Here is a 26,454-nt window from a genome sequence, read left to right as displayed (position 1 = left end):
GTGCGCGGGTGAGCACCGAGTTCCCGGCCGCGCTGGCCGAGGTCGCCCTGGTCGAGTTCCCGTACGACAGCGACGACGACATCGACTTCGAGCCGTACCAGGAGTTTCGGCCGGACGAGGACACCGCCTACTGGCTGCCGCTGTGGACCGGCACGGACCTGTTGAACCCCAGGGACTTCCTCGTGTTCGGCCAGGACGGCAGCGGCGGCTACGCGGTCATCTGGCTGGCCCGCGAGGATGTGCCGGTCATCGAGCAGCCGGTGGTGTTCATGGGGTCCGAGGGCGAGCACGGTGTGATCGCGAGCGACCTGGCCGATTTCCTGTGGCTGCTGGCCGACGGTTCCGGACCTTACGAGGCCGTGGAGGACCCGGAGCGGCCGTCGCGGCCCCACCCGGAGCTGACCGCGATCGCCGAGCGGCACGCCCCGGCCGCCCGCAAGTCGGCGGCCGAGGTGATCTCCTTGGCCCGTCAGCGATTCCCGCAGTTCGAGGGGATGATCGACGAGGCGTGCGGCTAGGACGCGGCCTTGTAGGCCAGCCCGACCTGCGTCGGCTGGCCGGATCCGTTGTACAGGCCGGTGTCCTCGCCCTGGGACGGCAGCGAGAACCAGGCGTAGCGCTCCAGGAACGGCAGCGAGTCCAGCATCGCCGTCCCGTTGGTGACGAACGCCGACTGCTGGGCCTGGGTCGGGAACTTGGGCGCGCCAGAGAAGTTGATCAGCGCGAACTCGGTGAGCCAGACGGGTTTGTGGTAGCGGTTGGATACCGCCTGGAGGTATCCCTTGAGCTGGTTGACGGCGGCGGCGCTGAAGTCGCTGCCGTACCAGTGCAGGGTGATGAAGTCGACCCGGTAGCCCTTGCTCGCCGCGCCGGACATGAACTGGTCGAGCCAGCCGCCGGCCCGGTCGCCGCCGAAGGCCACGGCCGGGCTGCCCAGGCGCATCCCCGTCGCCTGGAGCTGCGGCCACAGGTCCAGCGCCTGGGCCGGCGTCATGTTGGACTGCGCGGCCAGGTCCGGCTCGTTGAAGCCGAGCAGCTCGGTGCCCTGCTTCTTGGCCTGGGCCAACGTGTCCACGGTGACCGACTTCTGGCCCCAGATCATCGGCACGTACTCGACGCCGGCCGGGGCCGGGATCGAGTTGTGGTTGGCGTCCCAGTTGTAGAACCAGCTCGCGCCGACATCCTTGAGCGAGGCCGTGGCCGCGCCGAAGGCCCAGGTGCTGACGCCTTTCCTCGTCGACTTCCGGGCTTGTTGTTGTGGCACGGCCTTCGTGCTCAGCGCCGGCTTGGTCGTCGTTGTGGTCGGCGGGACGGTCGTAGTTGTTGTTGTGGTGGTCGCGACGGTCGTGGTGGTGATCGGCGCTGCCACCGCGACCGGTTCGGGCGTGGCGTGCTTCGGGATCAGCACTGCCACGACAACCGCGATCGCTGCGGCTGCGGCCACCAACGGCTTTGTCGCGGCGTGCTGCCACCAGTGTTTGACCGGTGTCGGGGCCTTTGCTGTCGGGACCGTCGCCCCGAAGTCCGCCGGGATCGGCACCAGCGGAATGGCCAGCAGCAGGCGCTCCGCCGGCATCAGGTCGTCCCGCCGGCACCGGGCGCAGTCCCGCACGTGCCGGGCCATTCGCTTGCGCCACAACGGACTCGGCCGGCCGTCCCACTCCGCCGTGAGGAAAGACAGGTCCGGGCAGCGCTGCCGCAACGCCCGTACCACCATGCGGGCCGCGTCCAGCTTGGCCCGCATCCGCTGCACGCGTACCGCCGTGTGCTGCGGCGTCAGGCCCAGGCCCGCCGCCACTTCCGACCGGGTCAGCCGGCCCGCCGCCTCCAGCCACCACAGCGACAGCAGCTCGCGCTCGTCGTCCTCCAGCCAGCGCGTCGCCTCCACCAGGTCCTTGCGCTGGTCGACGAGATGCAGGCGGTCGATCGTCAGATCAACGAAGTCCGCGCCCGGGTCCGCCACGTCATCGGGTTGCACCGCCGGGAAACCGTCGCCCGTGCGCCGGCGGTTGCGGACCTCGCGCATCGCGATGACCACCAGCCAGGAGCGGAAGTTCGCCGGGTCCTTGAGGTCCGGCAGGCCGTCCAGGGCCGCCAGCATCGTGTCCTGGACCGCGTCGTCCATGTCCGGGTGGCCGGCCATCGCGCGGCCCACGATGTTGTAGACCAGCGGCAGGTACGCCGCCACCAGTTCGTCGATGGCATCCGCGCGGCCCTTCCGCGCCGCGATCACCAGGTCCCAGTCGTCGCTCACCACACACTCCCGGACGCGATGCGGATTCGTCCGCACTCTCGCACTTACGCCCCGGAAGCTTCCATGTGTTCAACTCCACTGGCCCGTTCACCAGCGGATAACGGTTTTTTTCCTCAGACGATTCGCCGGAAGGCGGCGTCGGCCACGCTCGGCGGCACCTCGTGTCCGCCCGTGAACTCGCGGTAGTCGACCCGGTAGCCCACGATCCGCAGCGCCGGCACGATCCGGCGGCTCGTCGCCTCGATCGGCAGCACCCCGTCCTGGCGTCCGTGCGACACGAACACCTCCGGCTTGCCCGCCCTGGCTCCCGGCACCACAAAGCCTGGCGAGAACGCCACCACGTGCTCGAACAGCGTCCCGTTCACCAGTCCCAGCGACAGCGCGTACGAGGCCCCGTCCGAGAACCCCGCGATCGCCGCCCTGCTCACCTCGAAGTGTTCGAACAGCTCCGCCAGGCTCCGGTCCAGCGCCTCCACGTCCGGCCCGAAGTTCCCGTGGATCGCATCCCACGTCCTGGCCCCCGACTTCGGCGCGTACACCAGGGCCGGCCGGTCCTTCATCACCGCCAGCACTCTCTCCGGGTTCGAGCCCGCCCCATGGAACAGCACCACCAGCGGCACCGGACCGTCGCCGGCCGGCACCTGGAGCAGCCCGTCCCCGAACTCGTGCCGCCCTGCCGCCAGTCGTTCCCCGGAGGGCGTCCCCGGCCGTGCCGCCAGCTCGCCCAGCCGCCATCCCGTGCCCAGCTGCGCCGTCGTGCCCATGGCCCACCCTCCCTTGTACGACCTTTATCGAACACAACCTCAACGGTTGCTCAATCCATTCCCGAGCTGGCCGAACGGGCAGATCCGGGTGTGCGGGGGAACGGCGGTCAGGCCGGTTTCCCTTCTGGACGGACTATGCGGTAGCGCAGATGTGTGACGTCACGGCCTTCAAGGCGGCGGACGGGCTCCAACTCGACGTGGCCGAGTCCGGTCGGCTCGAACAGCCGTCGGCCGGCACCCAGTAGCACCGGGATGAGGTGCAGTTCGAGCTCGTCGAGTTGACCGGCCGCCAGCAGAGCCTGGGCCGCACCGGCGCCGTGGACCAGCACGGCTCGATCTCCCGCCGCTGCTCGGGCTTCGTCGGCACACGCGTTGACGTCGGTGAAGAACCTCGCACTGCCCGGCGGTTCGTCGGCCGGGTCGATGTGATGGGTGAGCACGTGGATCGGCACGCCGTCGTGGTGGTCGCCGTTCCATCGCTTGGCCAGCTCGAACGTGCGGCGTCCGGATATCACCGCACCGGTCGCGCCGGCCTCGGCGTACACCTGCCCGTTGACGCCCTCGGACATCCGGTCGTCGAGCCAGTCGAACAGCCGCCAGCCGTCACGGCCGAGTTCCTGGCCCGGCCGGTCGTCCGGCCCGGTGACGTATCCGTCAACCGACATGGACATGTACAGCCGCAGTGGTGTCCTGCTCATCGTCAATCCCCTTTCACTGCCGGTCGGCGGCGGCCGTGCCGTCATGACTGCGTCGAGCGGACGCCGCCGCGATCGACACCTCGCGCCGAGAAGTCTTCCGATGCCCTGTCGCGGGCACGGCAAAATGGCTGCTCATCGCCAGACGTCCTGGAATGCTCGGCTGATGGGCCAGACACATGACTGGGCGAGCCAGGTCGACGTCGAGCACCTCGAGCGCATCCGCCGAGCCCCGGCGCTGTTCGCCCCGGGCGGGGTGGGACATCTGATCCTCGAGGTCGTCGCCTACGCCGAGGAGGAAGCCGCGGCCAACGGCGGCGGACGGTGTTCGATCACGCTGCACGCCGACGGGTCGGTGACGGTGTCGGACAACGGGAGGGGGACCGCCACCGTGGTGGACCGGCAGGGACAGGTCGTCAAGAAGCCGGTCATGGTGTCGAGGGATCTGCGGTTCTTCGACGCGCCCGACGCGCCGTGTCTGGCGGACGGCCACCCGCGCCGAGGCATCTCGGTGGTGGCCGCGCTGAGCGAATGGCTGGTGCACACCAACCGACGGGACAACGGTTCCTGGACCCAGCGCTACGAACATGCGCTGCCGATCACCGATCTCGTGCCGATCGAGGCAGACGGGACTACCGGAACGACGGTCCAGTTCCGTCCAGCTGAGGCGGTGCGCGCGATGGGCACGGTGAAGGTGGACGAGCTGCTGTGGTCGCCACAGTTGTCGGTCGAGGTCAACGACCTGCGCTGAGACCGGAATTGTCAGGGGGTGCTGGCAGGCTGTGGCCGTTGCCGAAGGGGAGGGCGGGACATGGAGCAGTTGCGCGCGCTGTTGGGGCCATCGGAGTCGCGGGCTTTCGACATCGGATGGGACGCCGTGCGGGCGCAAGTCGGCGGACCGCTGCCACCGGACTTCGTGGCGTTCATGGACATCTACGGCCCCTGCTCGGTGGGCAGGCTGTCGACCGTACGACTCGGTCGAGGCGGTTTCCAGGCCGGAATCACGTGGGATTACGAACGCACGCGGCTGTGGCGGCAGTTGGAGCCGGCCGGCTTACCCGAAGCCGATCATCCGCTGTTCCCTGAGGCCGGCGGTCTGATCCCGTGGGCGGCGGACGACGCGTACCGCTACTACTGGCGACGGGCGGACGCCGATCCCGCAAAGTGGCCGATCGTCATGGTGCCCAGGCACGGCAGTGAGGTGCGCGAGGTGGACCGCCGAGCCACCGACATCATCCTGGACCACGCGGCGGCCGACGCGACCGTGCACCAGTTGAGCCCGCCGGACGATGTGGCCTGGCTCGAAGCGCCGCTGCCCCAAGCGTTACCGGCCCGCGGCAGCATCCCGGACGACTTCGACCGACTCCTCGCCGAGCACGGCACGGGGCCCGTGGGCGGCGTTCTGCGACTGCTCCCGCCCGGCAGCGAGCGACCCGGGCCGCTGCCGAAGGCGTTGGCGGGCCCGAGCCCGGCGGTGCCATGGGGCGTCTTCGACAGCGGTGAGACGTGCTGGTGGTCGCCGTCGTGGTGGACCCCAACGGCTGGCCCGTGGTCGTACTCGATGCCGAAGGTGTTGGCTGGCAACGACTTTCGTGCACGGCCAGTGAGTTCATCGACCAGTGGCGGGCGGGTCGGATCGACCTGCCCGTACTCGGTGCCCGAGCCGACGCTGACCACCTCGCGTCGATAGTGGGTCCGCCGCTGCCGCCGATGGAGATCGACTGGACCCGGGCGGAGGAAACGCTGGGCACAGCCTTGCCCGCGGCCTACAAGTGGATCGCCGAACGCTACGGCCATGGCTGCTTCGCCGACGACTTCCAGGTGCACTGGCCGTCCGGCGACTTCCCGACCGATCTTGTCGCCCAGCACGAGGAACTCGTCGACGTCTACCGTGAGGTTCACGAGGCGGACGGCTCGTATCCCGGCTTCACCTGGTTCCCGGACAAGGGCGGGCTGCTGCACTGGGCGGCGGTCGCCGGCGGCGAGTGCGAGTTCTGGTGGGACACCAGCGCGTCCGATCCGGACGACTGGACGGTGCTGGTGGGCAACCACGAGTGGGACGACTGGTCGCCGACCCCGTACACCACAGCCGAGTTCCTGGTGCGGTACTTCACCGGCGCGGCCGGCGAGCGCGCCTCGGCCCACCACACCGCGCACTGTCCACCCGGCTTCATTCCGGCCACGGACCAGCGGACCCGGCAGATGGGGCCGAGTTGGTGACCTCGAAGCCGGGCATCCGGGTCGACCGTGCTCGACCCGGATGCCCCGCTCGACTCAGTAGGACTTGGGCAGGCCCAAGGTGTGCTGGGCGACGTAGTTGAGGATCATCTCCCGGCTGACCGGGGCGATCCGGCCAAGGCGGGAGGCGCCGAGCAGCGCGCCGAGGCCGTACTCGGTGGCCAGGCCGTTGCCGCCGTGGGACTGGATGGCCTGGTCGACGGTGGCGGTGGCGGCCTCGGCGGCGGAGTACTTGGCCATGTTGGCGGCCTCGCCGGCGCCCTTGTCGTCGCCGGCGTCGTAGAGCGCGGCGGCCTTCTGGGTCATGAGGCGGGCCAGCTCGATCTGGACGGCGCACTGGGCCAAGGGGTGGGAAAGCCCCTGGTGGGCGCCGATGGGCACCTCCCACACCTTGCGCGTCTTGACGTACTCGGTGGCCCGGGCCAGCGCGTTGCGGGCGAGGCCGGTGGAGAACGAAGCGGCCATGATGCGCTCGGGGTTGAGGCCGGCGAACAGCTGCCCGATGCCGGCGTCGGGCGCGCCGACGAGAGCGTCGGCGGGCAAGCGGACCTCGTCGAGGAACAGGGTGAACTGCTTCTCGGGCGACACGATGTCCATCTCGATGGGCTGCCACTCGAAGCCGGGCGCGTCGGTGGGCACGATCATCAAGGACGGCAGCAGGCGCTGGCCCTTCGAATCGACGTGCCGGGCGACGACGAGCACGGCGTCGGCCTCGTCGACCCCGGAGATGAACGTCTTGCGGCCGTTGAGCACCCACTCGTCGCCCTCGCGGCGGATGGACGTGGACAGCCTGTGCGAGTTGGAGCCGGCGTCGGGCTCGGTGATCGCGAAGGCCATCTTGGTCGTGCCGTCGGCGAAGCCGGGCAGCCACTGCTGCTTCTGCGCCTCGGTGCCGAAGCGGGCGATGATGGTGGCGCAGATGGCCGGCGACACGACCATCATCAGCAGCGGACTGCCGGCAGCGGCCAACTCCTCGCACACGGCGGCGAGATCGCCGATGCCGCCGCCACCGCCGCCGAACTCCTCGGGCACGGCGACGCCGAGATAGCCGAGCTTGCCGGCCTCCGACCACAGCTCGGTGGTCTTCTCGCCGGCCCGGGCCTTCGCGGTGAAGTACTCGGCGCCGTACTGCGACCCGAACTCGAAGACGGCCTTGCGCAGCGCCTGCCGCTCCTCGCTCTCGACAAAGCTCATGCCTGCTCACCCTCCACGACCGCGAGCACGGCGCCCGCCTCGACCTGCTGACCTGCCTGCACGAGCACCTCGGCCACGGTCCCGCCGGCGGCGGCCACCACCCGGTGCTCCATCTTCATCGCCTCCAGCACGAGCAGTTCCGCGCCGGCTTCGACAGTTTCGCCCGCGGCCACGGACACCCGCACGACCGTGCCGGGCATCGGGGCCACCGTCGCGCCCTCGGCGACCTTGTCGGTCGGGTCCGGGAAGCGCGGGACCAGCGTCAATGCCACCGGACCGACGTACACGGTGTCGCCGTGGCGGGCGATCTCGTACCGCTGCCGCACACCGTCGGCGTCCAGCACGACCTCGTCGGCCGATGCCTTGATCAGCTCGACGCCGGCCGGTTCGACGAGCTTTCCGTTGCGGTCGAAACGATACGTCACCTCGGCCTGCTCGAACTCGGTCCGCTGCGGCTGTGACGGAATGTTCCGCCAGCCCAGCGGGAAGCGCGTCTTGCGCTCCTGAGCGAGGGCGATCGCCGCCGCCAGCGCATGACGGTCCACATTGGACACCAGCGGCTTCGCCAGACCGTCGAGGCCGACCCGGTCCAAGAACCCGGTATCGGTGTCGCCAGCCAGGAACTCCCTGCTGCGCAACACGTTCACCAGCAGATCACGGTTGGTCAGCACGCCATGGATCTTGGCCGACGCCAGCGCGGCGGACAGCCGACGCGCGGCGGCGGCGCGATCCGGGCCCCAGGCGATGACCTTGGCCAGCATCGGGTCGTAGTGCACGCCGACGACCGACCCGTCCTCGACGCCACTGTCCAGCCGCAGCCCGAAATCCCGCGGCACGGCGAACTCGGCGTCCACATCGGACAGTGCGAACCGGTGCAACACCCCGCTCTGCGGCCGCCAGTCCAGGGCCGGGTCCTCGGCGTAGAGCCGGACCTCGATGGCGTGCCCGCGCGGCGATGGGCGGTCCGCCGGCAACTGGCCACCCTCAGCGATGGCCAGTTGCCAGCGAACCAGGTCGATACCGTACACGCACTCGGTCACCGGGTGTTCCACCTGGAGGCGGGTGTTGACCTCGAGGAAGTGGATGGTCCCCTTGGCCGACAGCAGGAACTCGACGGTGCCGGCACCGACGTAGCTGATCGACCGGGCCGCGGCGACCGCGGCGTCGAACAGCTTCGTCCGGATCTCCGGCGTCACGGCCGGCGACGGCGTCTCCTCGACGATCTTCTGGTGCCGCCGCTGAATGGAGCATTCCCGCTCCCCCAACGCCCACACCGTGCCGTGCGAGTCGGCCAGAATCTGCACCTCGACGTGCCGCGCGCCCTCCAGCAGCGGCTCGCAGAACACGGTGCCGTCGCCGAACGCCGACTCGGCTTCGCGACGGGCCGCGGCGACTTCCTCACGCAGCGTGGACAATTCGCGCACGATCCGCATACCGCGACCGCCGCCGCCGGCCGACGCCTTGATCAGCACCGGCAGGTCGTCCTCGGTCACGGTCTCCGGGTCGAGCTCACGCAGCACGGGCACGCCGTCAGCGGCCACGCGCTTCTTCGCCGCCACCTTGGATCCCATGGCCTCGATGGACTCCGGCGACGGCCCGACCCAGGTCAGGCCCGCGTCGAGCACGGCACGGGCGAAGCCGGCATTCTCCGACAGGAAGCCGTATCCGGGATGCACGGCATCGGCCCCGGTCGCCTTGGCCGCGGCGATCAGCGCGTCGATCCGGAGGTACGTCTCCGCCGGCGCGGCGCCGGGCAGCCGCACGGCGTGGTCGGCTTCGGCGACGAATGGGGCGTCGGCGTCCGGGTCGGAGAACACGGCCACCGGCGAGATGCCGGCCAGCCGGCACGACCGGAAGACGCGGCGGGCGATCTCGCCCCGGTTGGCCACCAGCAGTCGGGTGATCATGGCCCTCACATCCGGAAGACGCCGAAGCCCTCGGCGCCCTTGACGTCGTTGCTGTGCACCGCGGACAGGCACAGGCCCAGCACGGTTCGGGTGTCCCGCGGGTCGATCACGCCGTCGTCGTAGAGCCGGCCGGACAGGAACGCGGCCAGCGACTGCGACTCGATCTGCCCCTCGACCATCTGCCGCATGGCGGCGTCGTGCTCGTCGTTGTACGGCTGGCCCTTCGCGGCGGCGGCCTGCCGCGCCACGATGGACAGCACGCCGGCCAGCTGCGCCGGCCCCATCACCGCCGACTTGGCGTTGGGCCAGGTGAACAGGAAGCGCGGTGCGTAGGCCCGGCCGCACATGCCGTAGTTGCCGGCGCCGTAGGACGCGCCCATCACCACGGTCAGGTGCGGCACCTTGGAGTTGGACACGGCGTTGATCATCATCGAGCCGTGCTTGATGATGCCGGCCTGCTCGTAGGAGGCCCCGACCATGTAGCCGGTGGTGTTCTGGAGGAACAGCAACGGGGTGTCGGCGCGGTTGGCCAGCTGGATGAACTGCGTCGCCTTCTGCGCCTCTTCGCTGAACAGCACGCCGCGGGCGTTGGCCAGGATGCCGATCGGGTAGCCGTGCAGGGTGGCCCAGCCGGTGACCAGGCTGTCGCCGTAGCGCGGCTTGAACTCGTCGAAGTCCGAGTCGTCGATGATACGGGCGATGACTTCCCTGGGGTCGAAGGGAATCCGCAGATCGGTCGGCACCAGGCCGAGCAGTTCCTCGGCGTCGTAACGGGGTTCGAGCACGGTGGCCCGCGGCTCCGGGCCGCGCTTGCGCCAGTTCAGCCGGGCGACCACGCGGCGGATGTTGCGGATGGCGTCGACCTCGTCCGCGGCAACGTAATCCGCCAGTCCGGAGACGCGGCCATGCATGTCCGCGCCGCCAAGGGCCTCGTCCTCGGCCTCCTCGCCGGTGGCCATCTTGACCAGCGGCGGCCCGCCGAGGAACACCTTCGAGCGCTCCTTGACCATGATCACGTAGTCGGACATGCCCGGCACGTAGGCGCCGCCGGCGGTGGCGTTGCCGAACACCGCCGTGACGGTCGGAATCCCCGCGGCGGAAAGCCTGGTGAGGTCACGGAACATCTGGCCGCCGGGGATGAAGATCTCGGCCTGGCTGGGCAGATCGGCACCGCCCGACTCGACCAGGCTGATCACCGGTAGCCGGTTGGCCAGTGCGATGTCGTTGGCCCGCAAGGTCTTGCGCAGCGTCCACGGGTTGCTCGCGCCGCCGCGCACGGTCGGGTCGTTGGCCGTGATCAGGCATTCGACGCCCTCGACCACGCCGATACCGGTGACCACGCTGGCCCCGACCTGGTAGTCGCTGCCCCAGGCGGCCAGCGCGGAGAACTCGAGGAACGGCGCGTCCTGGTCGACCACGAGCTCGATACGTTCGCGGGCCAGCAGCTTGCCACGCTTGCGGTGCCGCTCAACGTACTTCGGCCCGCCGCCGGCCAGCGCCTTGGCATGCTCGGCGTCCAGCCCGGCCAGCTTATCCAGCAGCGCCTCGCGGTTCTCCTTGTGCTCGACCGAGTTCGGATCCACAGTGGACTTGATAACGCTCATCAGGCGAATCCCATCCTGCGCGCGGCCAGCTCGGCCATCACCTCGCGGGCGCCGCCGCCGATGCTGAGGATGCGCGCGTCCCGGTAGTGTCGTTCCACTTCGGACTCCCGCAGGTAGCCCGCGCCGCCGTGCAGCTGCACGGCCTCGTTCACCACGAAGTCGCAGGCGTCGGTGCTGGCGTTCTTGGCCATCGACACCTCGGCGATGACCTCCTGCCCGGCCGCCACCTTGGTCGCGACCTCGCGGGTGTAGGTGCGGGCCAGCGCGGTGCGCTGGGTCATCTCGACCAGCTTGTGCCGCACCACCTGGCGGCTGATCAGCGGCCGGTCGAAGGTGACGCGATTGCGGACGTAGTCCACGGTCAGGTCGAGCGCACGCTGCGCGGTGGCGTAGGCCTGCACGGCCAGCGACAGCCGCTCCACCTGGAACTGTTGCATCAGCTGGGGAAAGCCGCCGTTCTCCGGGCCCACCAGATTGGCCGCCGGCACGCGAGCGTCCGAAAAGGACAGTTCGGCGGTGTCGGAGCAGTGCCAGCCCATCTTCTCCAGCTTGCGGCTTGCCGTGAAGCCGGGCGTGCCGCGTTCGATCACCAGCAGGCTCACGCCCTGGTAGCCGGCCTCGCCGGTGCGCACCGCGGTGGTGACGAAGTCGGCGCGGGTGCCCGAGGTGATGAACATCTTGGCGCCGTTGACGATGTAGTGATCGCCATCGCGAACGGCCCTGGTGCGCAGCGAGGCCACGTCCGAGCCGCCGTCCGGCTCGGTGACGGCCAAGGAGCCGATCTTCTCGCCGGCCAGCGCCGGCTTGACGAAGCGCTCGATGTGGTCGGGGTCGCCGGCAGCGACGATGTGCGGGATGGCGATGCCGTGCGTCATGAGGCCCGCGATCAGCCCGGACGAGCCGCCGGCCTGGATCAGTTCCTCCGTCACCACAACGGTGTCGAGCAGGTCGCCGCCACTGCCGCCGACCTTCTCGTCGAAACCGACGCCGAGCAGCCCGAGCTCGGCTGCCTTGCGGTGCAACGATCTCGGCAGCTCGCCGTCACGCTCCCACTGGTCGATATTGGGACGGACCTCGCGCTCGACAAAGGCGCGCACGGTGTCGCGCAGCTGTCGTCGTTCCGGAGTCTCCCAGGGACTCACACGCTCACCTCGACCGATCGGAGCCACTCCCCCAGCGCCTTTGCCTGGGGGTCGAACCGGGTGCTGGCCGCGACGCCGTCACCGAGCAGGCCGCGGACCACGAAGTTGACCGCCCGCAGGTTGGGCAGCGGGTAGCGCTCGACAAACAGGTCCTTCAGCTCCGGCAGCAACTCCTTGAGGCGGGCGGAGCTCAGGGTCTGGGTCAGCCACTCGTAGTCCTCGTCGGTACGGGCCCAGACACCGAGGTTGGCGTCGCCGCCCTTGTCGCCGGAGCGCGCCCCGAACCGTTCCCCGATGCGGAACTTTGGTGTGGCACCAGGTTCGCCGTCAGGCTCGACGCTTTTCGCCTCGGCCGCCGGGGCTGTCTGGGCGGGCGGTGTCACCTCGACACGCCGACCGTCGGGCAACACGACCGTGTGGGCAATCGCTTGCTGCGGCAGGAAAGCCGCCGAGAACACCCCGAACGGCGTCGCGTCGCCCGGTGGCGTGGTGGCGTGAAAGCCCGGGTAGGAGGCCAGCGCCAGCTCGACCGCAGCCTGCGAGAACGCTCGTCCCGATCGCTTACCGTCAGCGTCCTTGATAGTCACGTGCAGCAGCGCACTGGCCGATTCCTCGGTCGCCGGCTCATCATGCGCAACCGTACCCAGGCTCCAGGTGACGCCGTCCGACCCGATGCGCTCGGTCAGCTGGCGTTTGACCAGGTCTGCCTTGGCTTCCACGTCAAGTCCACACAGGACGAAGGTCATCGCGTTGCGGAAGCCGCCGAGCTTGTTCAGGCACACCTTGACATCCGGCGGCGGCGGAGTGCCCTTGACACCGGTGATGCCGACCCGATCCGGGCCGGCTTGGGCAAGGTTGATCGTGTCGAAGCGGCTGACCACATCCGGGCCGAGATAGTCCGGGCCACCGATCTCGTAGAGCAGTTGGGCCGTCACGGTTTCCGTGGTGACCGCGCCGCCGGTGCCGGCGTGCTTGGTGATCACCGCCGAGCCGTCGGCCTCGATCTCGGCGATCGGGAAGCCGGCGTGCAGCAGGTCCGGGATCTCGGTGAAGAACGCGAAGTTGCCGCCGGTGGCCTGGGCGCCGCACTCGATCACGTGCCCGGCCACGGTGGCCCCGGCCAGCGCGTCCCAGTCGTCGCGAGCCCAGCCGTAGTGCGCCGCCGCCGGACCGACGATCAGCGACGCGTCGGTCACGCGGCCCGTGACGACGATGTCGGCGCCCTGGTTCAGCGCCTCGACGATGCCCCAGCAGCCCAGATAGGCATTGGCCGTAAGGAATCCGTCGAACTTGGACCGCACGTCGTCGCCTTCGACGTGCGCGACCTTCACCGCGATCCCAAGACGGTCGGCCAATTCACGGATCGCCGTCGCCAGACCGGCCGGGTTCAGTCCGCCGGCGTTGGCCACGATCTTCACGCCACGGTCGACGGCCGTGCCCAGCGAGCCTTCCAGTTGGCGCAGAAAGGTTTTCGCGTAACCCTTGGTCGGGTCCTTCATCAGGTCCCGACCCAGGATGAGCATGGTCAGCTCGGCCAGGTAGTCGCCCGTGAGCACATCAAGCGGGCCGCCTTCAAGCATCTCGCGGACCGCGTCGAAACGATCGCCGTAGAAGCCCGATGCATTGCCAATGCGGTAGGTCACGCGAACTCCCCGGCTTCCGGCCGGCACCCGGCAGGCCGGCAAACGCTTGCGCCACCTGAACGAACTCCGTGGCGACCGGGCCGGCGGCGGTGATGTCCAGGTCGTCGAGGTGCCGTCGTTGCGTGACAAGGAAGCAGAAGTCCAGTGCCGGCGCGGTGATCCGGTTCTCGGCCGCGTCGTCGTTCCAGGTCCAGACCTCGCCGCCCGGTCCGGTCAGCTCGACCCGTACCGGCTCGGTCGGCTTGGGCAGGCCGTGGATCTGGAAGGCGAAACCCATGGCCCGCACGCCGATGTGGGCCACGTGCCGCAGTCGGGCCGTCGGCTCGCGGCGGACCTTCAGCGCGTCGGCGATGTCCTGGCCGTGGGCCCAGGTCTCCATGATCCGCGCCGTCGCCATCGACGCCGGGGCCATCGGCGGCCCGAACCACGGCAGCTTCTGTCCACTCGGGACGTTCGCAAGCGCTTGCGCCAGATCGTTTCTACTCTGCCGCCACTCGCGCAGCAGCTCCGCCGGGTCCCGCTTCGACCAGGCCTCGGCCGCCTCGTCCACGAAGCCCGTCGGGTTGGCCTGCGCCTGCTTCACCGTGTCGGCAAAGGCTTCCTCGTCGGTCGCCGCCAGCGCCGCCTGCCGGTCCGTCCAGGCCAGGTGCGCCACTTGGTGCGCGATCGTCCAGCCTTCCGCCGGCGTCGCCGTCGTCCACCGCTCTTCCGGCAGCTCCGCCACCAGCGCGTCGGCGCTCGCGCTCTCCGCGACCAGATCCGCCAGCAGGGCGGAGATGTCCGTCATGACTGCTCCTTCAGCACGCCGTCGAGCATCGCCGACCACTGCCGCACGATCCGGGCCCGCCGTCGCGAGTCGTCCGTCAGCTGGCTGGCCAGCGCCAGCCCTCGGGCCAGGTCCAGCGTCGCCTGCACCGTTTCCCGCACTCCCGGCTTCTTCTCGTCCGCCGCCAGCAGCTCCACCGTCAGCCGGTGGCACTCCCGGCCCAGCCGGGCCTCCAGGTCCACCACCACCGGCTTCAGCTCCGGGTCTGTCCGGGCGGCGACCCACAGCTCCAGCGCCGCCGTGAACATCGGGCTGGCGAAGAAGTCCACCACCAGCTCCACCACCGCGCGGGTGCGGTCCTGCGCCGTCGTGACCCTTTCCGACTCCCTCAGCAGCTGTTCCGCGCTTTCGTGGCCCACGTACTCCACCGCCGCCGTCACCAGTTCGTTTCGCGTGCGGAAGTGGTGCAGCTGCGCCCCCTCGACACCCCCGCCCGCTCCGCCACCAGCGTCGTCGTCGTGCCCGACCAGCCGTGCTCCACCAGGCAGTCGACCGTCGCCTCCATCAGCTTCCGCCTGGTCTCCCGGCTGCGGTCGGCCTGCCGCTGCCGCGTCAGCTCCGGTGCCATGAGAGGAAGTCTCCCCGCCAACTAACAAACAGTCAAGCCTGATTGTTAGTTGGCGGTCCGCGTGGTCGACGCGCTCCGGCGGATACGCGAAACGTCCGGCGGGTTGCCTGCCGACGCGTCGGCGGGTAGGCCGGAGATGATCGGGAGGGAGACGGCATGGCGCGCACGGTGTTCAGCGGGGGTTCGGTCTTCGACGGGACGGGCACGGATCCGGCGCCGGCGGACGTGGTGGTGGAGGACGGCCGGATCGTCGATGTCGGGACCGGGCTGGACGGGGACGAGGGGGTGGACTGCGCCGGAAAGGTGCTGCTGCCGGGGTTGTTCGACTGCCACGTGCACGTGACGGTCTCGGACATCGGGCTGCTGGCGAGGGTGCAGAAGCCGTTCTCGTACCAGTTCTACGAGGCGGCGAGGAATCTGCGGGCGACGCTGAAGCAAGGGATCACGACCGTACGGGACGCTGCCGGGGCGGATCTGGGGATCAAGCAGGCGGTGGAGGACGGGCTGATTCCGGGGCCGAGGATGCAGATCTCGGTGGGACTGATCAGCCCGACGGGCGGGCACGGGGATGCCTGGCATCCGTCAGGCCTGTCCGTGCCGCTGATGCCGCCGCATCCGGGGCGGCCGGACAGCAGGGTGGACGGACCGGACGAGATGCGGAAGGTGGCCCGGACGCTGCTGCGGGCGGGGGCGGACGTGCTGAAGGTGTGCACGACGGGCGGGGTGCTGTCGCCGAGGGACGACCCGCGGCACTCGCAGTTCACGCCGGAGGAGCTGGATGTCCTGAATACCGAGGCGAAGATGCAAGGCCGCCCGGTGATGGCGCACGCCCAAGGCGCGGAGGGGATCAAGAACGCGGTGCGGGCGGGTGTGCGGTCGATCGAGCACGGCATCTACCTGGATGACGAGGCGATCGAACTGATGCTGGGCAACGGGACCTGGCTGGTGCCGACGCTGGTCGCACCGGTGAACGTGCTGCGAGCGGCGGACGCGGGCGTGGATCTGCCGGCGGCGGTGGTGGCGAAGGCGCGAGAAGTCGTGGTGGCGCACCGGGATTCGGTCCGCCGGGCGCACGCAGCGGGCGTCCGGATCGCGATGGGCACGGACAGCGGCGTGGGGCCGCACGGGACGAACCTGGAAGAACTGGCCCTGATGCACGCCTGCGGCATGTCGCCGGCTGACGTCGTTACAGCGACGACCTCGTCGTCGGCCAAACTGCTGGGCCTGGACGACCAACTGGGCCGCATCGAGCCGGGCTGGCGCGCGGACCTCGTGGTGGTGAACGGTGATCCCTATGACTTCCCGAGTTTGCCCACGAACATCCATGAAGTGTGGAAGGACGGGATCCGGGTGGTCTGAGCGGTGAGCTATCGCCGTGACACCGCGACCTGGGTCTGCTTCGCCGCACTGTTCGCGTTCGGCGCCGTCAACGCGCTGCTCGGACCGGCGCTGCCGTACCTGCGCGAAACCGAGCAGATCTCGTACGTCGTCGGCGCGCTGCACCAGGTGGCCTTCGCCGTCGGCGGCATCACCGCCGGCGTCCTGGCCAGCCGCTGGACGGTGCCGAGACGGCTGGCGACGGTCGTCGGCCTCATCGGGGCGGCGGCCGCGGCCCTGCTGCTCGGCTACGGCCAGGTGTTCGCGGCAACGCTCATGGCGGCGCTGCTGCTGAGCGCGTTCGCCACCACGGCGCTGATCCGGATGTGGGCGCTGCTGTCGGACCTGCACCACGTTCACCGCGTCATCGCCATGACGGAAGGCGAGATCTCGGTCAGCCTCGCCGGCATCCTGACGCCGGTGGTGGTCAGCGCCTGCGCCGCCACGTGGCTGACCTGGCGGTTCTCCTTCGCGCTGGTCGCCGTGGTGGTTGTCGCCGCCGCGGCGGCCATGGCGTCCATCAAACTGCCGGCGGCGAGCCCGCCAGCGCGCGCCGCCGCCGACCGTCACCGGCCGGGCCGCTCGCTGTTGACGATCTTCGCCGTGGTGGCCCTGGAGTTCACCCTCAGCTTCTGGGCCGCCAGCTACCTGCACGACGACGTCGGCATCGCCCAGGACACGTCCGTCGCCCTGGTCAGCGCCCTGTACGCGGCCAATCTCGTCGGCCGACTGCTGGCCAGCCGGCTGGCGCGCCGGCTGTCCACCGCGGTCGTGCTCCAACTGTCCCTGGCCGCCGCGCTGGTCGGCTCCCCCATTCTGCTGACGGCCACCAACGCCACCGTCGCGACGATCGGGCTCGCCGTGGCCGGCATCGGCATCGGTGGCACGTTCCCGCTGGCCTCGGCCCTGCACGTCAGCGCCAGTCATCGCACCGCCGACCAGGCCCTCGGCGAGATCCTCACGGTCGCCGGCCTCGGCCAGATCGTCGGTCCGCTGGTCAGCGGGGCCCTGGCGCAGGCCGTCGGACTCCGGCTGAGCCTGCTGGTCCTGCCCGGACTGGTGCTGGTCGCCGCCGCGAGCGTTGCATGGTGTCGCGACACCAAGTAGGTTGGTGTCGCGACACCAATGGGAGGACACATGTACGAGTTCAGCGCGCAGGCGGAGATCACCGCCGACGCGGCCACGGCCTGGGCCGTGGTCGCCGACGTCAACGGGTGGCCGGCCTGGGATCCGCACGAGCAGGCCGCCCGGCTGGACGGGCCGTTCGAGGCGGGCACGACCGGCTGGTCCAAGCCGCACGGCGGCCCCGCAACGGACTGGACCATCACCGACGTCGTCCCGCTCCGGAGTTGGGCGTCGGAATGCGGCCTGCCCGGCGGGAAGATCGCCGGGACGAACACCTTCGAGCCGCGCGGCGACGGGAAAATCCGCTGCGTCAAGACAGTGCGGGTCTACGGGCCGCTCGCGCCGCTGTTTCGCTTCTACTTCGGCCGGCGCATGCGGGCCGACATGCTGAAGACGTTCACCGCGCTGGAGCGAGAGGCGGCCCGACGCCATGCCGCGTGAGGAGTCGGGCCCGATGCTGTCGGCTGGGTTCTGGCTGCACCACGCCGCGTTGACCTGGCGGGCCGAGTTGGACGCCCGGCTGCGCCCGCTGGGCCTGACGCCCACGCAGTTCATGGTGCTGGCTACCGCCGGTTGGCTGGAGCACGTCGACGGCCCGCCCACCCAGCAGCAGGTCGCCGACGGTGCCGGCACCGACCGTCAAATGACCTCCCGCGTCATCCGCGTCCTCCAGGACCAGGGCTTGATCACCCGACAGGCCAACGAGTCCAACGCCCGTTCGCTCCGCGTGAGCCTGACCCCGAAGGGCCGTGCCGTGGCCCGGGATGCCATCGAACAGGCACAGTCGCTCGACGAGCAGCTCTTCGGCTCGGCGGCATCCGGGCTTCGCGCCACCTTTCGTGACATCGCGGAGTTCCGGACGTCCGAGTAGCTCGATCCCGTTCGACGTCTGATGACACCGAGGGACGGAGCCCGATGGACATCAGGACGATGATCGCGGATCAGCGGCGTGAGCTGGCGGAACTGCTGGCGGGGCTGTCGGAGCGGGAGTGGGACGCGGCGACGCTGTGTGCAGGGTGGCGGGTACGCGAGGTGGTGGCGCACCTGACGATGCCGTTTCGCACGTCGATGCCACGGTTCGCGCTGGCGATGCTGAAGGCGCGAGGCGACGTGAACCGCATGGCGGACACGACGGCGCGGCGTGATGCGGAAGCCATGTCCGTGAACGACCTTGTCGCGAGCATGAGGGACAACGCGGAGCACGCATGGAAGCCGCCGGGCGGCGGTTTTGTCGGGGCGCTGTCGCACGACGTGATCCACGGCCTGGACATCACGGTGGCGCTGGGTGTCGACAAGCCGGTGCCGAGGGAGCGGATGCGGGCCGTGATGGACGGGATCAATGCCCGGGCGGTCGGGTTCTTCGGCGTGGACCTCGACGGGGTGCGGCTGGTGGCCGACGACCTCGACTGGACCTACGGCGACGGGGAGCCGCTGCACGGCAGCGCCCAGGACCTGCTCCTCGTGTTGTGCGGACGGAAGCTGCCGGCCGGGCGCCTCACGAGCGACCGGTTCAGCCGATAGAAATCCCACGCGGGTGTCGATCGGCGTGCGGGCCGTTCGTGTAGGGGGTGAGAATCCACCTCAAGGAGGCGCTCACCATGAAGAAGTACCTGCTCAGCGTGTACCAGCCGGACGGCCCGATCCCGGGACCGGAGGTGCTGGGGCCGATCATGACGGCGCTGACGGCACTGAACGAGGAGATGCGGGCGAAGGGGGCGTGGGTGTTCGACGGCGGCCTGTTCCCGCCGGACACGGCCACCGTGATCCGGGTGCGGGACGACGAGGTCGGCATGACGGACGGCCCGTACGTGGAGGGCAAGGAACACCTGGGCGGCTTGACGATCGTGCAGGCAGCGGACCTGGACGAGGCACTGGTGTGGGGACGCAAGTTGGCGGCGGCGACGACGTTGCCGATCGAGGTCCGACCGTTCCAGTGAGCATCGAGCGGGTCTTCGCGGCGGAGTACGGGCGGGCGGTGTCGGTGCTCATCAGGACGTTCGGTGACATCGACATCGCGGAAGAGGCCGTGCAGGAAGCCTTCGCGACGGCGGTCCGCAAGTGGCCTGAGCAGGGCGAGCCGCCGAGCCCGGCGGGCTGGATCATCACGACGGCCCGCAACGCGGCGATCGACCGCCTGCGGCGAGAGGCGTCAAGGCAGGACAAGCACGCCCAGGCGGCACTGCTGCACGCCGCGGAGGATCCGGTTGAGGAGGGACCCGTGCGTGACGAGCGGCTGCGGCTGATCTTCACGTGCTGCCACCCGGCGTTGGCCCCGGCGGCACGGGTGGCGCTGACGCTGCGGCTGCTCGGCGGCCTCGGGACGCCGGAGATCGCGAAGGCGTTCCTGGTGCCGGAAAAGACCATGGCGCAACGGATCGTGCGGGCGAAGGCCAAGATCCGCGATGCCGGCATCCCCTACCGGGTGCCGCGCGACGCCGATCTGCCGGACCGGCTGCGGGCGGTGCTCGCGGTGCTGTACCTGATCTTCACCGAGGGGCACACCGCGAGCTCCGGCGCCGAACTGGTCCGGGACGACCTGTGCACGGAGGCCGTCCGGCTGGCCCGCGTGCTGGCCGAGCTGATGCCCGACGAGCCCGAGGTGTGGGGCCTGCTGGCGCTGATGCTGCTCGTGCACTCCCGCCGGGACGCCCGTACCACCGCCGCCGGCGACCTTGTGCTGCTCAACGACCAGGACCGCGGACGCTGGGACGCCGCCCTCGTCGCCGAGGGCCAGGCCATCGTGCGCCGCTGCCTCGGCTGGCGGCGGCCCGGCCCGTACCAGATCCAGGCCGCGATCAACGCCGTGCACAGCGATCCGCCGACCGACTGGGCCCAGATCGTGCAGCTCTACGACCAGCTCATGCACTTCACCCCCACGCCCGTCGTCGCACTGCACCGCGCCGTCGCCGTCGCCGAGGTGTCCGGCCCGGCAACAGCTCTGGCCATCGTCGACGACCTGGATCTGCCCGCCTATCACGTCTTCCACGCGGCCCGAGCCGATCTGCTACGCCGACTCGACCGGCCGACAGAAGCCGCCGACGCCTACCGCCGGGCCATCGGCCTCACGGAAAACGCGACAGAGCAGGCATTCCTGACGCGGCGACTTCAGGAGCTGACCGCCTGACGCAGCCTCGCGATCTCCGTCGGCCACGGATTGGCGTCCCCGTGCTCCGCCCATAACTGGGCCAACTCGGAGTCGTCCTCGAGCACGCGGTCCAACGCCTGCTCGACGAGTTCGCCCAAGTCGTACTCGCCACTCGCCACGAGGGCGGCCGCGGCAACCGCGACCGACCCGATGTCGGCGTCGAGATAGCCCTCCTCGGCAACAGCGGCCGTCAATGCGGCACGCAACGCCTCTCGCCGGTCGGCCTCACCCAGCCGGCCGATGTCGCCGACGAAGTCGGCGGCGTCGTCGTTGTCGAACGGACCCGCACCCCATGCCCCCACGCTCACTCCTTCGATCACCCGATGCTGCTGCCCATGCAACCAGGCACCCCTGACAAAAAGTCAGTCGGCGATCAGGGCTTCGTGGCGGCGACGGAGGACGGCCCACAGGACCCAGCCGACGCCGATCACCAGGACGAGGCTGATGAGGCGGTAGAGGATGACGCCGGCGACGGCGTCGTCGAGAGGGTGCCGCCGGCGGCGAGGCCGAGGATGAGGGCGCCGTCCACGACGCCGAGGCCGCCGGGGACGAGGGGGAAGCTGGCGGCGGCCATGCCGGCGGTGTAGGCGATGAAGATCTGGGCGACGGAAAGGCCGGGAACGCCGGCGGCGACGCAGCAGAGGCCGAAGCAGACGGCGTCGAGCAGCCAGTTGCCGGCGGCGAAAGCCATGGCGATGCGAAGGTCCCGGGTGGACATGCGGATCACGGACAGCTGCTCGACGGCGCCGCTGACCAACCGGTTGCCACGCTCGACAGACCGACCGGTAATCCGCGCGAAACCGGTCAACACCTTGCCGCACAACCAAAGCAGCCAATTGGGGTGCTGCACGAAGGTACGCAGGCAGACGGCGAGCCCGATGGCCACGATGACGTCGCCGGCCAACGCGAGCCAGCCATGACCGCCACGGGCCAGCACACCGCCGACGGCGCCGATGAGGATCAACGTGCCGGTGGACAGCGTGCCGCTGACGGCGACAGCCCAGGACGCGACGGCGGGTGTCGCCCCGAATCGCCGCATCTGCGAGAAGTTGAACGCGGTCGAGAAGACGGGACCACCTGGAAGAGTGACGCTCAGGGAATGGGCGGCGTAGGCGAGGGCGACGGCCCGCTGGATCGGCACGAGCGTGCCGGCGGCGCGCAGCAGACGGCGCTGCATGCGGGCGAACAGGCCCATCGAGCCCAGATCGGCGACCACGGCAAGACCGAGCAACGGCCAGTTCGGCGTCCGAAGGTGGGCGAGCGCGGCGGCGAGAGCGGGCGCCCCGTACCAGAGTTCAACGGCGAGCAACACGAGCGCGAGGCCGGTGGCGATGATCTTGATCCGGCGCACCGCGGTCATCGGGCGATGGTAGTTCGAGCCCGCCGCGGCGGCCGGGCGGCGCCATGAAAGCGCCGTTGCCAAACTCCGAGTCGAGGAATGGTCCGTTCCGAACAGCTCAGCTGGCGACGGCGTGGCGGAGCAGGACGGTGCCGGGGGTGCGGTCGTCGGGCAGGCCGAGCAGCTCGTCCAGTACCTCGCCGGCGGTGCCGGAGGAGCGCCAGATGATGCGGGCCGGCGTGAGGAAGTTGGTCTCGTCGCCCGGCATCCGGGTGGCGATGACGTCGTCCTCACCGCGCAGCCACACGACGTCGATGACGTTGTGGTGGGCCCGCACGCCGATCACGGCGACGACGTGGCCGTCGGGGTTGCGGGGATGCATGAACCGGAAGCCACGGCTGACCAGTTCGGCCAGGCGTAGGTCGGTGGAGCTGGGTGCGGTCATCGCCGTCCTCCGGGGCAGCCGCGATCACGGCCCTGGTAGCGGGAGCTGGGCGCGCTCGTGCACCGGGCAGCGGTCCCCGGAGAGCCGGCACCGGCTACGTCGGCCATGCTCCCCACCCTCCAGACTTGCATTCGGGCTTGCAGCTGCACGTGCATCTGAGCGCTGCGTCACACTAGCACGCTCACATGCACGTGCATCTGCGCGACTCGCAAGTTGGGCCGGTGGGGTGATCTTCCGCGCGAAAGCTAAAGGGCGTCCATGACTTCGCCCAGCGAACGACGGCTGCGCTCAGGGGTCTCGGCGTCGACCATCAGCCGGTCGACGACCCGGCTGTACTGCTCGATCTCCTGCCGCTTGTCCAGGTACAGCGCCCCGGTCAGGTGCTCGATGTAGACCAGGTTGGGCAGCTCCGGCTCGGCGAAGCGCAGCATTGTGAAGGATCCCTCGGCCGCGTACCCGCTCAGATCGAACGGAACCACCTGAATGGTGATGTTGGGCCGCTTGGTGAACTCGATCAGCCGCTTCAGCTGCGCCCGCATCACCTCCTTGCCGCCGATGGGCCGGTGCAGCACCGACTCGTCGAGCACGGCCCACAGCCGCGGCGCGTTGGGCCTGGTCAGCAGCTCCTGCCGCTTCAACCGCAGCCGCACCCGCCGCTCGACGACGTCGCTGGCCGCCTCGGGCCGGCCGCGCGTGGCGATGGCCCGCGCGTAGTCCTCGGTCTGCAACAGGCCCGGCACGAACTGCGCCTCGTACGTCTGGATCCGGGCCGCGGACTCCTCGAGGCCGACGTAGTCCTGGAACCAGTCGGGCATCAGGTCGGTGAACCGGTGCCACCACCCGGGCTCGTTGGACCGCTTGACCATCTCGAGGAAGACCTCGCGCTCCCCCGGATCGTCCACGCCGTACAGCGACAGGAGATCGGCGACGTCGCGCTCCTTGAAGCTGACCCGCCCCAGCTCGAGCCGGCTGATCTTGGACTCGGAGCCGCGGATGGCGTAGCCGGCGTCGGCCCTGGTGATCTCGGCCGCCTCCCGCAGCCGGCGCAGCTGTGAACCGAGCACGATCCGCCGCGCGGTCGGCCCAGCACCGTGATCAACCGAGCGGCCGTTACCACTTTCGGATGAATTGGTGGGGTCAATCGCGCCCATTCCGGCTCCTCCCTTACGCCTCCAGCACCCGGGTCCGCCCTGCTCGCCGGCCCCTCCCCAAGCGCTTCCATCAGGGCCTTTTGCCGGCGAACCCGACTACTCAACGTACACCGAGGCAGGCCGAGCCCGACAGCGCACCGCCGTTTACCGCAGTTGTCGGGCACCAATAGGCTTACTCGCTCGGTTGTCGGAACCACCCTGACGGTCTGCGAGGCGGAGATGCCCACTCCCAAAGCACCAGTGCACATCGACACGACCAAGGCCAGCATTGCCCGCGTGTACGACGCCTTCCTGAACGGGAAGGACAACTACGAGGTCGACCGGGAGGTGTTCCGGCGGGTGAAGTCGGTCGCGCCCGAGGCCGCGCTGCTCGCCATCGACAACCGGAACTTCCTGATCCGCGCGACCCGGTTCATCGCCAGCCAGACCAACATCACGCAGTACCTCGACTGCGGATCCGGCCTGCCCACGGCGGAGAACACGCACCAGGTGGCGCAGCGGCTCAGCCCGGACTCCAAGGTCGTCTACGTGGACAACGACCCGGTGGTGATCGCGCACGGCCGCGCGCTGCTGGAGGAGAACGACCAGACCCACTTCAGCGCGGCCGACATCTTCGACCCGGAGTCGGTGCTGCAGGACGAGGTGGTGCGCAAGTACATCGACTTCAACGAGCCGCTGGCCCTGTTCCACATGGGCACCCTGCACCACTACACCGGCGACCGGGTGCACGAGATCATGCAGACCTACGTTGACGCGCTGCCGTCGGGCTCGTACGTGGGCATCAGCCACTTCTTCGACCCCGAGTCGGAGGAGTACAACGAGCTGGCCCGCCGCATGGAGGACATGTTCGTGCACAGCCCGATGGGCAGCGGCGTGTTCCGCACCAGGGCCGAGATCGAGGGCATGTTCCCCGGCCTGGAGATGGTGGAGCCGGGCGTGGTCGAGTGCGTGCGCTGGTGGCCGGACGGCCCGCAGATCCGGCCGATGGACCCGGTGCAGTACTGCATCGTCGGCGGCATCGGCCGCAAGCCGTAAGTCCTACAGCAGAGTGAGCTGCTCCTGGTCGACGCGGTGGGCAGGGGCCACCGCGTCGACCGGCAGCGCCCCGGCCGGCCAGGTCGCGTCCTGGTCCGCGCCGGGCACGCCGGACGGGGCGTCCCTGGCGACCTTGGGCGCGAGTCCGTGCTTGCGCACCAACGGTTCCACCAGGGCCGCGAGTCGGCGCCGGTAGCGACGGTCCGCATAGCTGCCGGTGCCGTACAGCTCGCGGTAGCCAGGGACCAATTGCGGGTGTTCCCGTTTCAGCCAGCCGGCAAACCACTCTTTCGCGCCCGGACGCAGATGCAGCGCCAGCACGGTCACGCCGGTGGCGCCGGCCGCGGCGATCGCCGCCAGCAGGTCGTCCAGCTGCTCGGCCGAATCGGTCAGTCCCGGCAGCACCGGCGCGATGAACACGCCGCACGGCAGCCCGGCGTCGGCCAGCCGCCGGACCAGCTCCAGCCGGGCCTGCGGGCTGGGCGTGCCGGGCTCCAAGGTGTGGTGGATCTCCTTGTCCAGCAAGGCGATCGACACGCCCAACCCGACCGGCACCCGCTTGGCCGCCTCGGCCAGCAATGGGATGTCGCGGGACATGGTGGTGCCCTTGGTCAGGATGGAGAACGGGGTGCTGTTGTCGGCCAACGCCTTGATGATGCCGGGCATGAGTTGATAACGGCCTTCGGCCCGTTGGTACGGGTCGGTGTTGGTGCCCATGGCCACGTGCTCGCGGGTCCAGCGCGGGGAGGAAAGCTTGGCCCGCAACAACTCCGCGGCATTGACCTTGACCACGACCTGGCTGTCGAAATCGTGCCCCGAGTCGAGATCAAGATACGTGTGGGTGTTTCTGGCAAAACAATTGTGGCTGACGATTCCGTCGGCGACGAAGTCGCCGGTGCCGGTGGTGATGTCGTACAGGCCCCGGGATTCCAGGCGTTCGATCCTCGTCACGGTCCGGTCCGCGGCCGGCACCAGCTCGCCGTCCAGGGCCAGCCGGTCGGCGGTGGCCGGATCGACGGTCTGCCGGAACCGCAGCCGCTCCCCCAGCTCCGCGGTCAGCACCACGGCCCGGCGGTCCTCGGTCACGTGGTGGTCGAAGTGGAGTTCCTTCAACGCCAGGCCGATCGCGTCCAGCAGCCGGTGGTCCCGGGTGAAGATCCGGATCACGCCGTCACGGACGCTGCCCCGCGCGTCGAAGATGCCGGCCAGCAAACCCTTGTGCCAGTCCAACCCCGGCGCCAGCGGTAGTTCCTCCGGCACGGCCGAGGTGCCGAGCTCGGACAGGTAGCGCTCGGTGCGGTCGATGCCCTCGGCGCCGGCCAGCGCGACCCGAAAGCCTTCCATGCCACCGCCCTGGACCATGCCGCACAGGTAACCCCGTTGGTAGCCCTCGGTTTCCTCCGGCGGTAAGGCGAAACTCCCGGTGCCGACAAGGCGGACGCCGACGGTCAGATGAGGCCGCATGGCCCCGGTGACGTAGCGCCAGCCGTCGGCGGCGAGGAAGCGGTGGTCGCCGCTGGCCACGATCTCGGTGCCGTCGTGCAGGGTGATCCGGTAGGCGCGCTTGCTGGTTCGCCAGTGCGCCAGCACCTTCGTCCGCACGTAGCGCCGCTCGGCCCCGACCACCCGCGTGCCGACGATGTCGTCGCCGACTTCCAGTCGGGCCAACGGTTTCGTGCCGCCGTCGGCCAGCAGGATCGGCGTCTCGCCGGCCAGGCAGTAGACGCAGGCGTGGGTGCAGCCGCGGTAGGGGTTGACGGTCCAGCTGAACGGCATGGGCGACCCGCCGGGCACCCGGTTCAGCACGCTCTTGGCCCGCACCTCGTGGAACACCACGCCGTTGAACTCCGGCGACCGCACCGACCTGATGAGGCCGGACAGTCCCAGCAGCGCCGGTTCGTCACGGTCGACCCGTTGCTCGTCCCATCGCACCCCAGCAGTCGAACACATGTTCGATCGCGCGTCAACCGGATCGGCGTTCGGAGCAACCGAACAGGTGGCA

At 69.9% G+C, this 26,454-nt stretch carries 26 protein-coding genes and 1 pseudogene; 12 read left to right on the top strand and 15 right to left on the bottom strand.

What is annotated here, in order from left to right; genetic code table 11:
* Window positions 1–8: 8 nt before the first annotated feature.
* Window positions 9–518, top strand: a complete 510-nt coding sequence (locus M3Q35_RS01390; RefSeq protein ID WP_273939728.1) for an SMI1/KNR4 family protein — start codon at window positions 9–11, stop codon at window positions 516–518.
* Here the strand turns inward: M3Q35_RS01390 and M3Q35_RS01385 are convergent.
* From M3Q35_RS01385 to M3Q35_RS01375, 3 genes are all read right to left on the bottom strand, one after another.
* A complete protein-coding gene (locus tag M3Q35_RS01385; protein ID WP_273939727.1) occupies window positions 515–2,254 on the bottom strand; it encodes a sigma-70 family RNA polymerase sigma factor in 1,740 nt (579 codons plus the stop codon). The genes M3Q35_RS01390 and M3Q35_RS01385 overlap by 4 nt on opposite strands.
* 113 nt (window positions 2,255–2,367) lie before the next feature.
* On the bottom strand, window positions 2,368–3,018 hold the full coding sequence (locus M3Q35_RS01380; RefSeq protein WP_273939726.1) for an alpha/beta hydrolase: 651 nt from the start codon (window positions 3,016–3,018) through the stop codon (window positions 2,368–2,370).
* 107 nt (window positions 3,019–3,125) lie between these two features.
* Window positions 3,126–3,716, bottom strand: a complete 591-nt coding sequence (locus M3Q35_RS01375) for a dihydrofolate reductase family protein (protein ID WP_273939725.1) — start codon at window positions 3,714–3,716, stop codon at window positions 3,126–3,128.
* Between the two features lie 163 nt (window positions 3,717–3,879).
* Between M3Q35_RS01375 and M3Q35_RS01370 the strand changes: the two genes are divergently transcribed.
* From M3Q35_RS01370 to M3Q35_RS01360, 3 genes are read left to right on the top strand one after another with little or no spacing between them, the layout of a single operon-like run.
* On the top strand, window positions 3,880–4,464 hold the full coding sequence (locus M3Q35_RS01370; protein ID WP_273939724.1) for an ATP-binding protein: 585 nt from the start codon (window positions 3,880–3,882) through the stop codon (window positions 4,462–4,464).
* Between the two features lie 60 nt (window positions 4,465–4,524).
* Window positions 4,525–5,403, top strand: a complete 879-nt coding sequence (locus tag M3Q35_RS01365) for an SMI1/KNR4 family protein (RefSeq protein WP_273939723.1) — start codon at window positions 4,525–4,527, stop codon at window positions 5,401–5,403.
* Window positions 5,404–5,423: 20 nt separating this feature from the next.
* Window positions 5,424–5,933, top strand: coding sequence for a hypothetical protein (locus M3Q35_RS01360; protein ID WP_273939722.1), 510 nt, complete (start codon window positions 5,424–5,426; stop codon window positions 5,931–5,933).
* 54 nt (window positions 5,934–5,987) lie between these two features.
* Here the strand turns inward: M3Q35_RS01360 and M3Q35_RS01355 are convergent, their stop codons facing one another.
* From M3Q35_RS01355 to M3Q35_RS01325, 7 genes and pseudogenes are all read right to left on the bottom strand, one after another.
* Complete coding sequence (locus M3Q35_RS01355; RefSeq protein WP_273939721.1) at window positions 5,988–7,145, bottom strand: acyl-CoA dehydrogenase family protein; 1,158 nt, start codon at window positions 7,143–7,145, stop codon at window positions 5,988–5,990.
* Window positions 7,142–9,052, bottom strand: coding sequence for an ATP-binding protein (locus tag M3Q35_RS01350; RefSeq protein WP_273939720.1), 1,911 nt, complete (start codon window positions 9,050–9,052; stop codon window positions 7,142–7,144). The genes M3Q35_RS01355 and M3Q35_RS01350 overlap by 4 nt, the downstream gene beginning before the upstream one ends.
* Window positions 9,053–9,057: 5 nt before the next feature.
* On the bottom strand, window positions 9,058–10,656 hold the full coding sequence (locus M3Q35_RS01345; protein ID WP_273939719.1) for an acyl-CoA carboxylase subunit beta: 1,599 nt from the start codon (window positions 10,654–10,656) through the stop codon (window positions 9,058–9,060).
* Window positions 10,656–11,798 carry an acyl-CoA dehydrogenase family protein gene (locus tag M3Q35_RS01340; RefSeq protein WP_273939718.1) on the bottom strand — a complete coding sequence of 381 codons (1,143 nt, stop codon included), beginning with the start codon at window positions 11,796–11,798 and terminating at the stop codon, window positions 10,656–10,658. Before M3Q35_RS01340 ends, M3Q35_RS01345 begins: the two co-directional genes overlap by 1 nt.
* On the bottom strand, window positions 11,795–13,441 hold the full coding sequence (locus M3Q35_RS01335) for an acyclic terpene utilization AtuA family protein (RefSeq protein ID WP_273939717.1): 1,647 nt from the start codon (window positions 13,439–13,441) through the stop codon (window positions 11,795–11,797). Before M3Q35_RS01335 ends, M3Q35_RS01340 begins: the two co-directional genes overlap by 4 nt.
* Complete coding sequence (locus M3Q35_RS01330; protein WP_273939716.1) at window positions 13,371–14,228, bottom strand: TIGR03084 family metal-binding protein; 858 nt, start codon at window positions 14,226–14,228, stop codon at window positions 13,371–13,373. Before M3Q35_RS01330 ends, M3Q35_RS01335 begins: the two co-directional genes overlap by 71 nt.
* Window positions 14,225–14,835 (bottom strand): annotated as a pseudogene (locus M3Q35_RS01325) (TetR/AcrR family transcriptional regulator). The gene M3Q35_RS01330 and the pseudogene M3Q35_RS01325 overlap by 4 nt, the downstream one beginning before the upstream one ends.
* 156 nt (window positions 14,836–14,991) lie before the next feature.
* Here M3Q35_RS01325 and M3Q35_RS01320 point away from each other — a divergent pair.
* The 7 genes from M3Q35_RS01320 to M3Q35_RS01290 all read left to right on the top strand — a co-directional run bounded on the left by M3Q35_RS01320 (window position 14,992) and on the right by M3Q35_RS01290 (window position 20,461).
* Window positions 14,992–16,194 carry a metal-dependent hydrolase family protein gene (locus M3Q35_RS01320; protein ID WP_273939715.1) on the top strand — a complete coding sequence of 401 codons (1,203 nt, stop codon included), beginning with the start codon at window positions 14,992–14,994 and terminating at the stop codon, window positions 16,192–16,194.
* A gap of 3 nt (window positions 16,195–16,197) precedes the next feature.
* Window positions 16,198–17,319 carry an MFS transporter gene (locus M3Q35_RS01315; RefSeq protein WP_273939714.1) on the top strand — a complete coding sequence of 374 codons (1,122 nt, stop codon included), beginning with the start codon at window positions 16,198–16,200 and terminating at the stop codon, window positions 17,317–17,319.
* 30 nt (window positions 17,320–17,349) lie between these two features.
* Window positions 17,350–17,778 (top strand): SRPBCC family protein, encoded by a 429-nt coding sequence (locus M3Q35_RS01310; protein ID WP_273939713.1) that lies wholly within the window; start codon window positions 17,350–17,352, stop codon window positions 17,776–17,778.
* A gap of 13 nt (window positions 17,779–17,791) precedes the next feature.
* Window positions 17,792–18,208 (top strand): MarR family winged helix-turn-helix transcriptional regulator, encoded by a 417-nt coding sequence (locus M3Q35_RS01305; protein WP_273939712.1) that lies wholly within the window; start codon window positions 17,792–17,794, stop codon window positions 18,206–18,208.
* A gap of 44 nt (window positions 18,209–18,252) precedes the next feature.
* Window positions 18,253–18,858 (top strand): maleylpyruvate isomerase family mycothiol-dependent enzyme, encoded by a 606-nt coding sequence (locus tag M3Q35_RS01300; RefSeq protein WP_273939711.1) that lies wholly within the window; start codon window positions 18,253–18,255, stop codon window positions 18,856–18,858.
* 77 nt (window positions 18,859–18,935) lie between these two features.
* The gene (locus tag M3Q35_RS01295; protein ID WP_273944220.1) at window positions 18,936–19,274 is read left to right on the top strand and encodes a YciI family protein; all 339 of its coding nucleotides are present in this window, start codon (window positions 18,936–18,938) and stop codon (window positions 19,272–19,274) included.
* Window positions 19,271–20,461 (top strand): RNA polymerase sigma factor, encoded by a 1,191-nt coding sequence (locus M3Q35_RS01290; RefSeq protein WP_273939710.1) that lies wholly within the window; start codon window positions 19,271–19,273, stop codon window positions 20,459–20,461. The genes M3Q35_RS01295 and M3Q35_RS01290 overlap by 4 nt, the downstream gene beginning before the upstream one ends.
* Here the strand turns inward: M3Q35_RS01290 and M3Q35_RS01285 are convergent.
* The 4 genes from M3Q35_RS01285 to M3Q35_RS01270 all read right to left on the bottom strand — a co-directional run bounded on the left by M3Q35_RS01285 (window position 20,443) and on the right by M3Q35_RS01270 (window position 23,417).
* On the bottom strand, window positions 20,443–20,784 hold the full coding sequence (locus tag M3Q35_RS01285; protein ID WP_273939709.1) for a DUF4259 domain-containing protein: 342 nt from the start codon (window positions 20,782–20,784) through the stop codon (window positions 20,443–20,445). The two genes, M3Q35_RS01290 and M3Q35_RS01285, sit on opposite strands and share 19 nt — an antisense overlap.
* 125 nt (window positions 20,785–20,909) lie before the next feature.
* On the bottom strand, window positions 20,910–21,842 hold the full coding sequence (locus tag M3Q35_RS01280; RefSeq protein ID WP_273939708.1) for a lysylphosphatidylglycerol synthase transmembrane domain-containing protein: 933 nt from the start codon (window positions 21,840–21,842) through the stop codon (window positions 20,910–20,912).
* A gap of 97 nt (window positions 21,843–21,939) precedes the next feature.
* The gene (locus tag M3Q35_RS01275) at window positions 21,940–22,266 is read right to left on the bottom strand and encodes a hypothetical protein (RefSeq protein ID WP_273939707.1); all 327 of its coding nucleotides are present in this window, start codon (window positions 22,264–22,266) and stop codon (window positions 21,940–21,942) included.
* Window positions 22,267–22,511: 245 nt separating this feature from the next.
* On the bottom strand, window positions 22,512–23,417 hold the full coding sequence (locus tag M3Q35_RS01270) for a helix-turn-helix domain-containing protein (protein ID WP_379793787.1): 906 nt from the start codon (window positions 23,415–23,417) through the stop codon (window positions 22,512–22,514).
* Between the two features lie 219 nt (window positions 23,418–23,636).
* On the opposite strand from M3Q35_RS01270, the gene M3Q35_RS01265 reads away from it, so the two are divergent.
* On the top strand, window positions 23,637–24,452 hold the full coding sequence (locus M3Q35_RS01265) for an SAM-dependent methyltransferase (protein WP_273939705.1): 816 nt from the start codon (window positions 23,637–23,639) through the stop codon (window positions 24,450–24,452).
* 3 nt (window positions 24,453–24,455) lie between these two features.
* Here the strand turns inward: M3Q35_RS01265 and M3Q35_RS01260 are convergent, their stop codons facing one another.
* Window positions 24,456–26,384, bottom strand: a complete 1,929-nt coding sequence (locus M3Q35_RS01260) for an intein-containing Rv2578c family radical SAM protein (RefSeq protein ID WP_273939704.1) — start codon at window positions 26,382–26,384, stop codon at window positions 24,456–24,458.
* Window positions 26,385–26,454 lie beyond the last annotated feature (70 nt).

Origin of the sequence: Kutzneria chonburiensis (genome assembly GCF_028622115.1) — a bacterium.
GTDB classification, from domain to species: domain Bacteria; phylum Actinomycetota; class Actinomycetes; order Mycobacteriales; family Pseudonocardiaceae; genus Kutzneria; species Kutzneria chonburiensis.
This window is presented reverse-complemented; position numbering and strand designations above follow the sequence as displayed.